We start from the raw sequence: 15,341 nt of genomic DNA on the forward strand, positions 1-15,341 counted from the left end.
TGTTTATAATGACTCTAATCACGGTTAAAATAAGCCTCCATAACTTGTCGCGCCATGGGAGCTGCTACTGCACCGCCACCACCACCAGAATGCTCCGCAAAGGCAACCACTACAATCTCTGGATTATCATTAGGGGCATAGCCACCAAACCAAGCATGAGAGGCTCTTGGACGAGCTTCTGCGGTTCCTGTTTTTCCAGCAGCTTGCGGAATCGTTGACACATTTACCGCTGAACCGGTGCCATTTGTTACTACCTCTCGTAGTCCTTCGCGTAAAGTATTAAGGGTGCTGTTTTGCAGATTTAGAGATACTTTCTCTAGGCTTTGATTATCATCAGTTTTTAGAAAATGAGGATTAACTCGATAACCACCATTAGCAGGAACAGCAAACATAACTGCTACTTGTAAAGGAGTAGCAAGGGTAAGTCCTTGTCCAAGAGACATATTAACCGTATCTCCTTCAGACCAACTGGTATTAAAACGCTGTTGTTTCCACTCTTCATCTGCAATTAAGCCTGATGCCTCCTCAGGAAGTTCAAGAGTTGTTTTTTGACCAAAGCCATAGCGTTTTGCCCAATCAATTAAGGTTTCCCCTCCCACTCCTCGTCCTACTTGTCCAAAAAACGTATTACTACTCCATGCTAAAGCGCCTCGATAGCCTATGCGACCAAATCCGGCACGATTCCATTCTCCAACCCGAACTCCAGAAACATTTAAAAAAGCTGAAGTATTAAGCACCGTATTTGGAGGATATTGTCCTGATTCCATTCCAGCAGTTGCAGGAACAATTTTAAATGTCGAAGCTGGAGGAAAGCCACGTAAAGCACGATTAACAAAGGGATTATCTTTACCTTGTAATTCTTGCCAAACTTCAGAAGTAATATTACCTGAGAAAATATTCGGGTCAAAGGTAGGACGACTTGCCATCGCTAAAACTTCCCCATTATTCGGGTCTAGAGCGACAATTGCTCCAACTCTGTTTCCTAAGGCTTCTTCCGCAGCTTCTTGCAATTCAATGTCTAAGGTTAAAGTGACATTTCTTCCTGCCTTGGCTTCTTGTTCTCCTAAGATGCGAATAATACGTCCTGCACCATTAACTTCTACTTGTTGACCGCCCCATTCTCCTCTTAGTCGCTGTTCAAAGGCTGCTTCTGCACCCATACGTCCTATGATATCCCCAAGACGATAATCGCCCCCCCGATTATCTAATTCTTCTTGAGTAATCTCTCCGGTATAACCTAAAAGATGAGCAGCAGTGGACCCATAAGGATAATCTCGCACAGGTTCAATATCTAGTTCAACACCACTCAGTTCATAATTATATTCCTCAATCGCTGTCACTTGTTCAGGAGTTAAACCTCTAGCAATGCGGACTAGCTGAGGAGAATCAACAGGAACATCATCGAGACGGCTTGTAATTTCTTCCACAGAAATATTGAGAATTTCCGACAAGCGATTAACAGTGGTTTCCCAATTAGGTTCTGCTTTTGCAAGGGGCCAAAGGAATGCTGAGTAAGATAACCGACTGTCAGCGATAATATTGCCATTGCGATCAAGAATATTACCCCGTACAGGGGGTTTAGGTAAAATCCGAATTCGATTTTCTTCTGCCAGTTGACGGTTACGTTCTCCTTGAACTAATTGCAAATGACCTAATCTGGCTCCCATTGCCCCTAATAATAGGGCAGTAACTAATAAAAATAAAACGGCAGGACGAAGCTGTTGCCCGATTGTACGAGATTGTTTTTTCTTCCCACCACCAACATAAGTGTTTTTTCCCTTTTTCTTTTCTTTGGAGGGAAGGCGTAGAGTAAATTGCGAGTATTCCAAAAACTTATCACCTCCAATACAATAAACCGTCTAAAAATTAGCTCTGCCACAAGCTACCTTCATTGGTAGAAAGTCTTAACTTTTTAAAAACTATACTGAAAAAGAAAAATTTTTAGAGCTGAGTTTTAACTGACTTTTCCCCTGTACAAGACTTGCTAAATAATAGCACGATTAGAACGATTCCTCGACCCAGTATAACTAAGATTCTGGCTCAATTCTGTAGAGTCCGCCATCAGACTCATCAGTTAGCACATAAATATAGTCATCGGGACCTTCGCGCACATCTCGGATGCGTCCAAGGGTTTGCAGGAGTAATTCTTCTTCGTGGAGAACTTCTTGATCATCAAAAACAACTCGGCGAATCCGCTCGCTGCGTAATCCTCCAGCAAGGAGATTGCCTTCCCAAGCTGGAAAACGGTTTCCTGTTACTAAAGCCAATCCAGAAGGGGCATGAGTGGGGAGAAATTCATAAAAGGGCTCTTCTACTCCCTCAGCACGACGGGCTGTGGCATCAGGGAAGGTTTCTTCGGTGCGATAATCGAGTCCTCGGGTTACTTCTGGCCAACCGTAGTTTTTTCCGCCTTCAATGCGGTTTAATTCATCTCCTCCTCTTGGCCCATGATCCGTCACCCAAATTTCATCGGTTTCAGGGTTAATGACCATGCCTTGGATATTGCGTAATCCATAAGCATAGATTTCGTCCAAAATCTCGTCATCATCCACAAAGGGGTTATCTTCTGGGATTGAGCCATCATCATTTAGTCTAATTAAAGTGCCAGCATGATCGTTATTATCTTGGGCGCGGGGGGGATTAGAGCCGCGATCGCCGATACTCATTAATAATGTCCCATCATTCCTCCAAGCTAACCGCGAGCCATAATGCCGCCCTGGTTGTGAATAACGGTTTTGCACAAATAATTCTTCCACATCCACTAAGGTATTGTCTTCGATGCGCCCTCTTGCTAAAGCAGTTGCTGTTTGCCCCTGATTATTGGGCTGGGAGTAAGTCCAATAAATCCATCCATTTTCTTCGTAGTCAGGATGAACGGCTAAATCAAGTAATCCTCCTTGCCCTTCACTGGTCATATCAGGCAAGCCAGAAATTTCTGTTAATTCTCCATCTGCTAATAAGTTTAAACGCCCTGAACGCTCAGTGATGAGAATGTCCCCTTCTGGTAAAAGGGCCACTGACCAAGGGTTTTCTAAATCTCCTACCACTTCAATCACACGAATTCTTTCATATTCTGTGCTTTCACTGGCGACTTCTGTCCCATTAACGTCAATTTGATCCGAGTTAGAATTGGCTGGAACGTTAGCTTGATCCTCCTGATTTTCATCGGGAAGATTGGCACAAGCTGAACTCAACGCAATAATGAGAGGGATAAAAAGAAGCCGTTTCATGGGCAATAGGGTAGTTTACGAGTTAATGTCTTGACTGTTATCCATTCGCGTTTCTAATTCCATACGTTGTTCCATTTGACGTAAGAAATAGCCTGTCATCATGGCTGAAGCTAGCATACTAGAGAGATTATCATGGTCTGTGGTGACTTGTACTTGAAAATGCTCGGAGGGTAACGCCCCTACCAGTCCTTGTACGTTTTGAGAAACAATTTCTCTGGCATCAGGGCTGATCGATCGCGCAATTTCGGCTAAAACATCAGGATTTTGTTGTTCAAGGTATTGTAGAAGAGAATTTTTGGCTTCCTCATTGGAAGATGATCCTGATTGATTGTTACTTGCGTCAGAGTTAAAGAAATTAGGGTCAAATACCATCAGTAAATGTTGTAGAGTTTAAGACCTGCTTCTTAAATAGTTTAAACTATGATTGAATATATCTCCACATTTGACGATGCAATTTATTGATCAAGCGGACATTGAAGTGATTGCTGGTAAGGGCGGAGACGGGATTGTTGCCTTTCTTCGAGAAAAATATGTTCCCGCAGGAGGACCGGCGGGTGGCAATGGAGGTCGTGGCGGATCAATTATTTTAGAAGCAGATGAAAATATCCAAACGCTCCTTGATTTTCGCTATCAACACTGTTTTCAAGCCGAAAATGGCAAACGTGGGGGGCCCAAGAATATGACGGGGGCTAATGGGCGCGATCGCGTTTTGCACGTCCCTTGTGGCACCATTGTCTATAATACAGAAACGAATGAAGTTATTGGCGATTTAGTTCACCATCAGCAACAACTTTGTGTGGCTAAAGGAGGAAAGGGCGGTTTAGGCAATCGTCACTTCCTGAGTAATCATAATCGCGCTCCCGAAAAAGCACTCCCCGGACTGCCAGGGGAACAACGTCACCTTCGCCTGGAATTAAAACTCTTAGCAGAAGTGGGGATTATTGGCTTACCCAATGCAGGGAAATCTACTTTAATTTCCGCTCTTTCTGCCGCTAAACCCAAGGTTGCAGATTATCCGTTCACAACTTTAGTTCCTAACTTAGGCATTGTCCGCAAACCTACAGGAGACGGAACTGTATTTGCCGATATTCCCGGATTAATTGCTGGCGCACATGAAGGAGTAGGCTTAGGGCATGAGTTTTTACGTCACGTAGAACGCACTAAAATTCTGCTACACATGATCGATCTCAACGCCGATGATCCCATTCAAGACTATAAAACCATTCAAGAAGAGTTAGTGGCTTATAAACCTGAATTAGCCCAACGCAAGCAAATTTTAGTCTTAAACAAAGTAGATGTGGTTGATTCTGAGATGGTAACAGAGATTCAATCCACCTTTTCCCAATTTCTGAATATCCCTATTTTATCCATTTCTGCTGTTAGCCGAGAGGGGTTAGATAACCTTTTAAATTGGGTTTGGGAAGCCTTAGAGGATTCCTAGTTGCTACTGAGAGCATCTAGGCGTTTTCTGGGAAGAGATGATAGCTTAAAGTTAACTGGATCAAAGGCAAACTCATAATGCGGTTATCGATCTGCTTACCTGAAATTCCATTAACAGTAACGCCTGAACAGTTTGCTGCGATCGCGGCAGAAAACCGTGACTTACGATTAGAGCGAACTGCTAAGGGAGAATTGATTGTGAATCCACCAACAGGTAGTGAATCTGGTAGGCATAATTTTAGAATTTTAGGTCAGCTATTCGGTTGGTGCGACCAGCATCCAGAGCTAGGGGAGGGGTTTGATTCCTCAGCAGGCTTTCAGTTGCCCAATGGGGCGATCCGATCACCTGATGCGGCTTGGGCCAAGCGCGATCGTTGGGAGGCTCTAACTCAAGCGGAAAAAGAAGGCTTTGCACCGCTCTGCCCTGATTTCGTGGTGGAGTTGCGCTCAAAAACGGATTCTCTGCCAATGCTACAAGACAAAATGCAGGAATATCTTAACAATGGTATGCGTTTAGGTTGGCTGATTGATCGGCAAAGCAAACGGGTTGAAATTTACCGAGTGGGACGCGAAGTTGAGATGATCGAGAAGCCAGAAGCGTTAACTGGAGAGGAAGTATTACCAGAGTTTGTCCTCTTCCTAGAGCGTGTTTGGCAATAGTAACAATATTTAAATTAACCAAAACGACCACTAATATAATCCCGTGTGCGTTCATCAGTTGCGTCATGAAACATTTTTTCCGTGGTATCCACTTCCACTAAATAACCGACTCTTCCCCCATTGTCTAAAGCCTCAGCATTAAAGAACGCCGTATAATCAGCAACCCGAGAAGCCTGTTGCATATTGTGAGTAACAATCACGATGGTGTATTTTTCCTTAAGATTATTCATCAGATCCTCAATGCGCTTAGTAGAGATGGGATCTAACGCTGAACAAGGTTCATCCATTAGAATAACATCAGGCTGTAGCGCGATCGCGCGAGCAATACACAATCGCTGTTTTTGTCCTCCTGATAAAGACGTTCCCAACTTTTTGAGATTATCCTTCACCTCATCCCAAAGCCCCACATCTTTTAAAGCTGTTTCCACACGCTCATTTAAGCGATCTCGAATTCCATTTACCCGTAATCCATAAGCGACATTATCAAAAATGCTCTTGGGAAAAGGATTTGGCTGTTGAAACACCATCCCGATACGACGGCGCACCACAATGGGGTTAACTTCCTTGCCATAAAGTTTTTGACCGCGATAATTTAATTCTCCTTTAACTTCAGCCCCAGGAATTAAATCATTCGTGCGATTAAAGCAACGTAAGAGGGTACTTTTTCCACATCCCGATGGCCCAATTAGCGCGGTAATTTGACCCTCTAAAATATCCATCGTGACATCTCGTAAGGCGCGAGTGTCGCCATAGTAAACATCTAAATTTTTTACTTCAAAAACCCGTCGGGTTTCTACGACTGTACTACTCATAACCAAATATCCTTAAAAACTAAAATTTCTTCTTACGAGTCAATAACCGCGCTAAAATACTGAAAGTCATCACCATTGCTAAGAGAACCAAAGACGCAGCCCAAGCCAAACTCTGGGAAGCCTGATAAGGCATAATCGAAAAAAAGTAAATCAAAACTGGCATTGTTGCTGTCGGTTCCCAAACACTGGTTGACCAATAAGTATTATTAAAGGCAGTAAACAATAAAGGTGCGGCTTCTCCTGCGGCTCTAGCGGTTGCTAAAACAACGCCTGTCACAATTGAAGTTAGCGCAGCGGGTAACACAATTTGAGTAATCGTTTGAAATTGTGTTGCGCCAATTCCTCTTGCTGCCAAACGCATTTCATTGGGAACTAATAATAAAGCCTCTTCTGTAGCACGAATAATGTAAGGTAACATTAATACTGCTAGGGCAACACCCCCTGAAAAAGCGGAAAAAGAGCCAAATCTTCTAACCACTATCGAATAAGCAAATAAGCCACACATAATAGCGGGAATCCCAGAAAGAACATTGGCAGAGAACTTAACAAAATAGGCTAGCCTTGTGCCACGCCCAAATTCTGCTAAATAAATCGCTGCCAACACGCCCACGGGAACTGCAATTGAAATGGCAACCCCTAAAACCATCAAAGTCCCAACTATGGCATGACCAAATCCACCCTCAGCAAGACCTGGCGGTGGAGGCAGTTTGGTAAAAATATCAGGGAAGACCAGCGCATCCACGCCTCGTTCAAAAACGCTAAATAACACCCACAGTAAAGGTGCAACAATAGCTGCTGCAAAGACCATGCTGAGAATCGTTAAGACATTGCCCGTAATGCGACGTTGGGGATTCATTTTCTGATTACTAATATCAAAATTATCCCCTTCACTGGCTAAGGAAGGTTTACGATTTCGTTTTGCCATAATTTATCCTTTTCACCATGAATCTGTCATCTACTATACAAAATTTTTTAAGAGTCTCTTGATTTAATTACTCAATGTTTTGAAAACGCCGAATGATCAATTCTGAAAGAATATTGACCACTAAAGACAAAATCATTAACACTAACGCCCCATACATTAACGCTGCCACCTGAGTTCGTCCAGCTTCCCCAAACTGAGAAGCAATTAAGCCCGTAATCGTTGACCCCGGTTCAATTAAAGAGAGATTAAAACGGTTAGCATTCCCGACCATCATCGCTGCCACCATAGTTTCCCCCATGGCTCGACCAAGGGCAAGCATAATTGAGCTAATAATGCCAGATAATCCTGCAGGAATCAAAACTCGTAAAATAGTTTCCCAACGAGTTGCCCCCAACGCTAAAGAACCAGTGCGGAGGTCACTAGGTAATACCTCAAAGGTACTGCGAGTAATAGAAATAATAATTGGCACGATCATAATGGATAGCACCATTCCCACAATTAATAAGTTATTAGAACGGGCAGTGCCTTCAAAAAATGGCATCCAGCCTAGGATGTCATTCAAAAACCGAAAGAACGGTCGTACTACAGGTACAAGAACAAAAATTCCCCACAAGCCTAAGACAACGCTGGGAATAGAAACAATTAGCTCAATGAGAAAGGCAATGGGGGTTGTTACCCATTTAGGCGCAAAATCTTCAGTTAAGAAAATGGCTGTCCCAATTCCAAGGGGAATGGCGATGAGGAGAGCAATAAAAGAGGTCATTAAAGTGCCATAAATTTGGGGCAATACACCATAAGTCGTGGTGACTGGGTTCCAAGTAGCCTCAAAAAGGAAGCCAAAGCCAAATTGTTGAATGGCGGGTAATGCTTCTAGGGCAGTTTGGGCAATAATCCAAAATAAAACCGCTCCAGCCCCAATTGCTAGCAATAAAGTAAAGCCTAAAAACCCCACATCCAGCACCCGAGTGGTATCTGTTTGTTTTTCCAGACCTTTTCGCTGGAATTCAGTTGATTGATCCTCAGGTTTCATAATTCTTTTTTTTCTACTTAGAAGAAGCTTTCATATAATTTTGTAAACAGGAGTGCTACGTTTTCACACTCCTATTATTTGAGTAGCAATCCTCTAGGGATTGTACTCGGTTTCAACTCTTTCGTCTAAATATTCTTGTACTTGTTCCACTACCTCATCGGGTAAAGGCAAATACAGCAGTTCTTCTGTAAGCTCGCGACCTTCTGGCCCCATTGCCCATTCAAAAACATCACGAGTGGCTTGCCAGGTCTCTTGGTTGTCATACTCTTGATAAACCATTACCCAAACTAGACCAACAATGGGATAGGAATCTTCTCCTTCTGGATCAGGAACTAACAGGGCAAAATCATCTGGAATTTCTTCGTCAAGAAGAGCATTGGCACCGGTTTCTGGGGAGGGTTCAATCATGTTCCCAGCCTGATTTTCGATCAAAGCAACGTCAATATCATTGAGAGAAGCATAAGCATAAGAAAGATAGCCAATTGCGCCTTCTTCTTGCTGAATATTGGCAGAAACCCCTTCGTTTCCTTGACCGCCAATTCCCACTGGCCAATCAACAGAGGTGGCAGCACCAGCCTCCCAATCAGGACACACTGTGTCAATGTGGTTAGTAAAAACAAAGGTCGTTCCACTGCCATCAGAGCGGTAAACCCAGAGAATATCTAAATCTGGGAGATCGAGATCAGGGTTATCTTCTGCGATCGCGGGATCATCCCACTCGGTAATGTTACCAGTAACAATGCCGCAATAAGTATCCCGAGACAATTCTAACTCTCGATCATCAACGCCCGGTATGTTATAGGCAAACGGAACAAAGCCTCCAGTAACAGGAATTTGAATTGGCTCATAGCCATAAGCATCCCTGAACTCTTCCAAACGCTCTTCATCATCGGTGATTGGGGCTTCACTTGCTCCAAAATTCACAGTGCCATTAATGTATTGTTCTAAACCAGCACCACTACCAACGGATTGGTAATTAACCCGTACATTGGAGTCAACCTCTCTATTATACGCATCAAACCAACGCTGGAATAGGGGAGCTGGAAATGATGCACCTGCACCACTGATAGTGACAGTTCCGCCGTTACCATCAGTTTGTTCTTGGGGAGTATCTCCATTAGTTCCTGGGATATCACCATCTGTATCAGGAGGAGGTTCGCAAGCAGCTAGGGCGAATACTAAAGGGAGAGAACTAATTGCTAAAAACAGTTTACGATTGAGGAACATAAAAAAATACACTTATTTCATGAAACAACTTCGATATGAAATGAAATTAATAATGCTAAATCAAGAATACCTGTCTTACTTAGCACTCCATGAGCAAGATATCAGCCTTAGGTAAAGAGAACGTTAATAACCATTTAAGAAATGAGAAAGCCCAACTATTTCCTTTCTCTTGCTGCAGGAAGGGTAAACCTGTTACTATAGTTTTTTGGTAAGAGATGCCAGCGTAGCTCAGTTGGTAGAGCAACTCACTTGTAATGAGTAGGTCAGGGGTTCGAGTCCCCTTGCTGGCTTTTTGTACGGTGATAGATTCGTGTTATTAGTCATTAATAACGGTATGAATCGGGATCACTTGTACCACACAGTTGCTATAGCCTAAGCCTTCTAGGGTGCTAACAAATTCTGGAGTCCACACTGTTTGTTTCACTTCAATGTTGTGCTGTTGAAAAAAGGTTAGAAGGCGCGATCGCGCAATTCCCGCTAATGCTTGGTTAACTACAGGAGTCCACCAAATTCCCTCTTTCCATCCCCATAAATTCCCTGTACTGGTTTCTAACCAATTTCCGTTTTCATCCACTAAAATCGCTTCTTGTGCCCCTTTTTCTTTCGCTCTTTGTAACGCTAACCAACTTCCCAAATAATTTCCTGTTTTATGTTCAGGGAGATGCCGCGAGAAACTACTGTTATTAGCAACCCAAGCTGTAATTCCCTCTTCTTGTCGCTGTTTTAAGTCGGACGGTAAATTTCGTCCTGTAATCCATTCTCGACCGTCGGGAAATAAAGTAATCCGAATCACGGGATAGGATTGGGCTAATAAGGTTGCCCCCTTCCTCACTTGTTGCCAATTCGGCGGTTGCCAATGAAAGGCTTTTAAGGAATAGTTCAAACGCTGACAGTGAGCTTGCCATTGATCTAAATGTTGCCCATAAACTCGCAAAGTTGTAAATACTGTCGCCCCATAAAGTAACCCAGGATCAGTCTGATAAAGCGCGATCGTATCGGCGGTTAAAAGTTTACCATTGTACCACTGCATAATTGACTACTAACAATTGTTTTGTTGTCAAGCATAAATCAGGAATCCTAATTGTATAACCTCTTAAAGATTAGATTTTTCTATTTAATTCTCAGCTTTACCTTTCTTAATCTACAAAAAATTAGGGAACTTATTGACGAAATTGTGCTGTCTCAGGTATAGTAACGAAAATAAAAATCCAAAGGATTTTGCTGTCTTAAAATACTTATAGGAGCCTATCCCCTCGAAATTCCGTCCTTAGTTAACAAAACTTATTTGCTTTTTTGACCCTTCGTCGCATGTATTTTTGTAACATAAAATAACATTTAATTAAGCAGTGTTGACAGAATTAAGCATATCTAGTATAGGCAAGTTTCGAGAAGAAAAATTGAGAAACAGCATAGCTACCCCCTTAGCTTATAATATTCTTACCAAAATTTATCAATAAAAACCAATCACAAACAGAGTTATTTATGTCTTTATTTGACTGGTTTGCGAATCGTCGGAAATCAGAGCCAGCCCACAAACCCACCCCCGAACGAGAAATTGCTGACGGCTTATGGACAAAGTGTGAAGCCTGTGGCGTACTCTCCTATACCAAAGACTTACAAGCCAATCATTTTGTCTGTAGTTCTTGTAATCATCATCTCCGAGTTGATAGTGATGAACGGATTTCCCAGTTAATTGATGCTGATACATGGCAATCTTTAAGTGAGGAATTACAGCCTACGGATCCCTTAGGGTTTCATGATCGAAAAGCCTACAGCGATCGCCTAAAAGAAGCCCAAGACAAAACCAATCTCACCGAAGGAGTACAAACAGGAGTAGGATTAATTGATGGACTTCCCCTTGCTTTAGGAGTAATGGACTTCCGTTTTATGGGCGGAAGCATGGGATCAGTTGTGGGAGAAAAGCTCTGTCGCCTTGTAGAGTACGCCACAGAACAAGCCTTTCCCTTGGTAATTGTTTGCGCTTCGGGGGGAGCAAGAATGCAAGAAGGAATGCTTAGTCTCATGCAAATGGCAAAAATTTCGGGAGCCTTGCAACGTCACCGAGAAGCAGGATTACTCTATATTCCCGTGTTAACACATCCCACCACAGGGGGAGTAACAGCCAGTTTTGCCATGCTAGGGGATGTTACTCTTGCGGAACCGAAAGCAACCATTGGGTTTGCAGGAAGACGAGTCATTGAACAAACCTTACGAGAAAAACTTCCTGAAGGCTTCCAAACATCAGAGTATTTACTGCAACATGGATTTGTTGATGCCATTATCAATCGCTTTCAACTGAAAAAGACGATCGCGCAGTTAATCTGTTTACACCAGCCCTACTTTCCCACATTTTCTCAACAAGCAACTGTTTAATCCGTAATATAGTGTGGAGTGGAGAATCATGAATTCTGATACCGCTCCACTAGGATTACCGCAACAATATCATCAACTGGACAAGGAGGAACCCGCAGTCCTTTGGGAAGAAAACGCATTAAGCCCTTTGGTGGAGACAATTCCCAATAGCGTTGTCGTGCTTCCAAAGTGCTATGACTCTCATCTACCATCACAATTGACAAATTAGGGAGTTCCTTTTGGAGATAATCTCGCCACTGTTTGGAAGTGGTTTTATCTCCCATCACCATCTTTTTAACCGAGTGCGCTTGAGACCACTCCTTAATTGTTAGAACTGCTTTTTCAGAGGTCACTACTTCCCTTAAAATAATGTTCCCGCCACTTCCTACTAAAGCTAGCCCACACTTATCCCGACCTGGATCAAATCCTAGTAATACCATTAAACCTTAATTGGTTAAAACCACATCCTCACCTCGCTTAACCTTTAATTGTAACTCTAACGGACCCGCGTTACTCGATGTTCCTTTAGCAATAGCTTGGATTTGATCGTAAGAGCCTTCTAAGGCTTCCAAATTTTCCATAAAATTAATCATATCAAGATAATTTTCTCCCACAAGAACCTGCCCTAAAATCCCAGATTGACGCGCCCGAAAACGAGAAGAAGCTAAGAGGAGATCAATTCTTTCTGATAATTCCCCTTCTTTGACATCTTGAGGATTTAAAGATAGAGAAGCAACCACTTCTCCTTCTTCAAAAACAGTTTCATTACGAACGACATCTGCAAACACTTGAATTTGTTTTTCCCCTCTTAAATAATTTCCAGCAGAAACAATTTGCACCACATACTCTTCCCCAGAGTCTAAAACTTCTTTTAAACGCTGAATCTGATGATTGGTAATAACAATAATTTGTTCTTGAAACTCTTCATTACCTGGTTGAGTAGCCTGGATCGCACGGCGATTTGCCTGTCTTAACATTTCATTAATCACATCTTTGGTTAGATCACGTTCCGGAACTTGTACCACATTAAATGCTAAAACTTGTCCTTTCACTAAGGACACATTTCCTTGTCGTAGAGCCTGAAAATTATCGTAATATTGCTCTAGAGCTTGGATTTCTTGCTGTAAGCCATGAATTTCTTCTTCTAGGTTTGTTACTTCTTCCTCCTGAAATTGAAGCACCCTATCTTTACTTTCAATCGCCGCATCTAACTCTGCAATTTTGTTATCTTGTTTTTCTATTTCCGTTTGAAGTTGAGTTCTTTGTTCCTCTAATTTTTGAAAACGTTCTTCTGTGATTTGTAACTGTTGTTGTTGAGTTATTAACTCTTCATCCCTGGCTTCAATTTGTACTTCAAGTTCTTGTCGCTCTTGTAATAAGCCTTCTCGCTCTTGTTTCAAGTCTGATAATTGCTGATTTAAGCTAGCGACTTCTTGGGAAACCGTATCTAGCTGATTTTGAGCTGATTGAAATTTACGATTAATCTCATCTAGATCTCGTTGGGCTTCGGCTTGCTCTTCCTCAGCAATGGCTAACTCTTCTTCTGCTTGTTTGCGATCCTGAACTGCTGCCGATAAATCATCACGAGCACTTTGTAAGCGATTGAGATATTCATCAAGCCGAAAAATTCCTTTTCGTAAAGAGCTACTAGTAGCAAATAAAATTCCGAGCGTACTTGCTGCGATCATTGTCCCAGTTAAAACGGTTACTAAGGTTGCCGTTTGGCGGGGACGTAAATTGAAAATCCGCAACCTCGCTTTTCCCACCTTAGTTCCGAGATAGTCTCCCAGTGCAGCTAGTAAGCCACCTAACAGTAAAACCGCTGCAATTAATACGAGCGCACTGGTCATCATAATGGTAAAGGCTTAAGCAAATTGTTGACTGAGCAACACAGGATTATGAACCGTAATTTTTTTCTTATGAATAGAAATCATTTCCTCATCTCGTAATTCTCCCAATAGACGTGTCACGGTTACCCGTGTTGAACCAATGGCTTCCGCGATCGCCTGATGAGAGAGCTTGAGATCAATTTGAACTCCCTGTTGTGAAGGTGTACCAAAATCACGGCATAAAATCAATAGAAAGCTAACCAAGCGCGATCCCATATCGCGATGGGCTAGGGTTTCGATCATCATCTCTGTTTGTAAAATTCGGGAAGAAAGTCCTTGTAACATCAGTCGGGTTAACTGAGCATTTTCCCGAAAGGCAATTTCTGCTTGGTCAATCGGTGCTGATAATAATTCTACCGGGGTAAAAGCCACCGCATGATAAAACCGATCAGAATGTTGACCTGTAATTAGAGATAAAACACCAAAGACGCTATTTTCCCGTAATAGAGCCACAGTAATTTCTTCTCCCGTTTCATAAACCCGAGAAAGTTTCACTGCTCCTGTTAATAAAAAGTACACTCTCTCTGCGGGATCACCTGGGAAAAAAATTGTTTTTCCGCGCTCAAAATTTTCCACAACAGGGGGTCTTCCATTATTCCCAATTTGGCGAAATACTTCCTCTAGAGAAGCTTCTGAGGTAGCAAACATGTTCATACTTACGTTACTAGCTAATGCTATAGATTTTTAGTCATTATCTGTTATTAATCGTCCTCTTAGCAAAAATTGAGCGTCAATTCTTCGTTTTACCTCCAACCCATTGCTTACGCACACTGTCAACCGCTATTTATCAAAATGACAACCTACAGAAAAATGCTCTTATCTAGGGAGACTGACAATAGGGTCATCGTCCTCCAGCCCTTTAACTTAATTGATATAAAGAACAGGACACCCCTTTGGATTATATGATAGCCGTAATTAGGTAATTTCGTCAAATCGTAGCTAAAAATGGGCTAAGACATTAGCTTTCCTTAACCAAACCGATAGCCAAAACCACGGACAGTAACAATATATTTGGGTTGGGAGGGATCTGGCTCAAGTTTTTCTCGTAGCCAGCGAATATGAACATCAACAGTTTTGGTATCCCCCAGAAAATCTGGTCCCCAAACCTGTTCAATCAATTGTTCTCGTGACCAAACTCGTTTCGGGTGGCTAATAAATAATTCGAGAAGCTTAAATTCTTTTGGAGAAAGGATCAGTTTCTGATCATCAATAGTGGCACGACATTCCTGAGGAAAGAGGGTAATATTTTGATACTGTAGAATAGGAGAATGAGCAGGTTGGCTAAAGCGATGTCGTCTTAATAATGCTCGACAGCGAGCAATAAACTCTGGCATACTAAAAGGCTTAGTAATGTAGTCATCAGCCCCAATTTCTAAGCCTAGAACTCGGTCAGTTTCGCTAGCCTTGGCACTAAGAACGAGCACGGGAATAATATTTCCTTGATAACGTAACCAGCGACACAGATCTAAGCCATTGATTTCTGGGAGCATGAGATCAAGGATAATGAGATCATAAGGGAGGGCTTCCTTCTCATCTTCTATCGCTTGTAAAAGATTAGAGGCAACACGTCCATCCTTAGCAATAGCCACCTCATAACCTTCTTTTTCTAAGGATAAGACGACCATCTCTCGAATCAATTCATCGTCTTCTACCACTAAGACACGAGCAGGTGGAGTTAAATTTTGACTAGAAGATCTTTTTGGTATATCTAGAGACTGCATAAAATTCTAAGAAAGGTTAAAGGACTCTAGCTAACATATATCTTAAAACAAAACA

15 protein-coding genes and 1 tRNA gene are annotated in these 15,341 nt (G+C 42.3%); 4 read left to right on the forward strand and 12 right to left on the reverse strand.

Annotated elements, in window-relative coordinates:
• Nucleotides 1-14: 14 nt before the first annotated feature.
• The 3 genes from mrdA to FRE64_RS11145 all read right to left on the reverse strand — a co-directional run bounded on the left by mrdA (nt 15) and on the right by FRE64_RS11145 (nt 3,602).
• Nucleotides 15-1,730 carry a penicillin-binding protein 2 gene (gene mrdA, locus FRE64_RS11135; RefSeq protein ID WP_246140433.1) on the reverse strand — a complete coding sequence of 572 codons (1,716 nt, stop codon included), beginning with the start codon at nt 1,728-1,730 and terminating at the stop codon, nt 15-17.
• 297 nt (nt 1,731-2,027) lie between these two features.
• Nucleotides 2,028-3,230 (reverse strand): PQQ-dependent sugar dehydrogenase, encoded by a 1,203-nt coding sequence (locus FRE64_RS11140; protein ID WP_146296222.1) that lies wholly within the window; start codon nt 3,228-3,230, stop codon nt 2,028-2,030.
• 15 nt (nt 3,231-3,245) lie between these two features.
• Nucleotides 3,246-3,602, reverse strand: a complete 357-nt coding sequence (locus FRE64_RS11145; protein WP_146296224.1) for a DUF760 domain-containing protein — start codon at nt 3,600-3,602, stop codon at nt 3,246-3,248.
• 76 nt (nt 3,603-3,678) lie between these two features.
• Between FRE64_RS11145 and obgE the strand changes: the two genes are divergently transcribed.
• Together obgE and FRE64_RS11155 are read left to right on the forward strand one after the other, a co-directional pair.
• Nucleotides 3,679-4,671 carry a GTPase ObgE gene (gene obgE, locus FRE64_RS11150; protein WP_146296226.1) on the forward strand — a complete coding sequence of 331 codons (993 nt, stop codon included), beginning with the start codon at nt 3,679-3,681 and terminating at the stop codon, nt 4,669-4,671.
• A gap of 77 nt (nt 4,672-4,748) precedes the next feature.
• Nucleotides 4,749-5,330: a Uma2 family endonuclease gene (locus FRE64_RS11155; protein WP_146296228.1), complete on the forward strand. Its 582-nt coding sequence runs from the start codon at nt 4,749-4,751 to the stop codon at nt 5,328-5,330.
• A gap of 14 nt (nt 5,331-5,344) precedes the next feature.
• On the opposite strand, the gene pstB is transcribed toward FRE64_RS11155, so the two are convergent.
• From pstB to pstS, 4 genes are all read right to left on the reverse strand, one after another.
• Nucleotides 5,345-6,148 (reverse strand): phosphate ABC transporter ATP-binding protein PstB, encoded by an 804-nt coding sequence (gene pstB / locus FRE64_RS11160; RefSeq protein ID WP_390622230.1) that lies wholly within the window; start codon nt 6,146-6,148, stop codon nt 5,345-5,347.
• A 13-nt stretch (nt 6,149-6,161) separates the two neighbouring features.
• Entirely contained in the window at nt 6,162-7,067 is a 906-nt protein-coding gene (gene pstA, locus FRE64_RS11165) for a phosphate ABC transporter permease PstA (protein WP_146296232.1), read from the reverse strand.
• A 67-nt stretch (nt 7,068-7,134) separates the two neighbouring features.
• On the reverse strand, nt 7,135-8,097 hold the full coding sequence (pstC, locus tag FRE64_RS11170) for a phosphate ABC transporter permease subunit PstC (RefSeq protein ID WP_146296233.1): 963 nt from the start codon (nt 8,095-8,097) through the stop codon (nt 7,135-7,137).
• 93 nt (nt 8,098-8,190) lie between these two features.
• Entirely contained in the window at nt 8,191-9,324 is a 1,134-nt protein-coding gene (gene pstS / locus FRE64_RS11175) for a phosphate ABC transporter substrate-binding protein PstS (protein ID WP_146296234.1), read from the reverse strand.
• 217 nt (nt 9,325-9,541) lie between these two features.
• Here pstS and FRE64_RS11180 point away from each other — a divergent pair.
• Nucleotides 9,542-9,614, forward strand: a tRNA-Thr gene (locus FRE64_RS11180).
• A 26-nt stretch (nt 9,615-9,640) separates the two neighbouring features.
• On the opposite strand, the gene FRE64_RS11185 is transcribed toward FRE64_RS11180, so the two are convergent.
• Nucleotides 9,641-10,354 (reverse strand): aminotransferase class IV, encoded by a 714-nt coding sequence (locus FRE64_RS11185; protein WP_146296236.1) that lies wholly within the window; start codon nt 10,352-10,354, stop codon nt 9,641-9,643.
• Nucleotides 10,355-10,806: 452 nt separating this feature from the next.
• Between FRE64_RS11185 and accD the strand changes: the two genes are divergently transcribed.
• Nucleotides 10,807-11,697 (forward strand): acetyl-CoA carboxylase, carboxyltransferase subunit beta, encoded by an 891-nt coding sequence (gene accD, locus FRE64_RS11190; protein WP_146296238.1) that lies wholly within the window; start codon nt 10,807-10,809, stop codon nt 11,695-11,697.
• 26 nt (nt 11,698-11,723) lie between these two features.
• Here accD and FRE64_RS11195 read toward each other — a convergent pair whose 3' ends face one another.
• The 4 genes from FRE64_RS11195 to FRE64_RS11210 form a co-directional block, all read right to left on the reverse strand.
• Entirely contained in the window at nt 11,724-12,116 is a 393-nt protein-coding gene (locus tag FRE64_RS11195) for a pre-16S rRNA-processing nuclease YqgF (RefSeq protein WP_146296240.1), read from the reverse strand.
• Nucleotides 12,117-12,122: 6 nt separating this feature from the next.
• Nucleotides 12,123-13,529: a DUF3084 domain-containing protein gene (locus FRE64_RS11200; RefSeq protein WP_146296242.1), complete on the reverse strand. Its 1,407-nt coding sequence runs from the start codon at nt 13,527-13,529 to the stop codon at nt 12,123-12,125.
• Between the two features lie 12 nt (nt 13,530-13,541).
• Entirely contained in the window at nt 13,542-14,219 is a 678-nt protein-coding gene (gene ntcA / locus FRE64_RS11205; RefSeq protein WP_146296244.1) for a global nitrogen regulator NtcA, read from the reverse strand.
• Nucleotides 14,220-14,533: 314 nt separating this feature from the next.
• Nucleotides 14,534-15,286, reverse strand: coding sequence for a response regulator transcription factor (locus tag FRE64_RS11210; RefSeq protein WP_146296246.1), 753 nt, complete (start codon nt 15,284-15,286; stop codon nt 14,534-14,536).
• Nucleotides 15,287-15,341: the final 55 nt, after the last annotated feature.

The sequence above is a fragment of the Euhalothece natronophila Z-M001 genome (genome assembly GCF_007904085.1).
In the GTDB taxonomy this organism is placed as follows: domain Bacteria; phylum Cyanobacteriota; class Cyanobacteriia; order Cyanobacteriales; family Rubidibacteraceae; genus Halothece; species Halothece natronophila.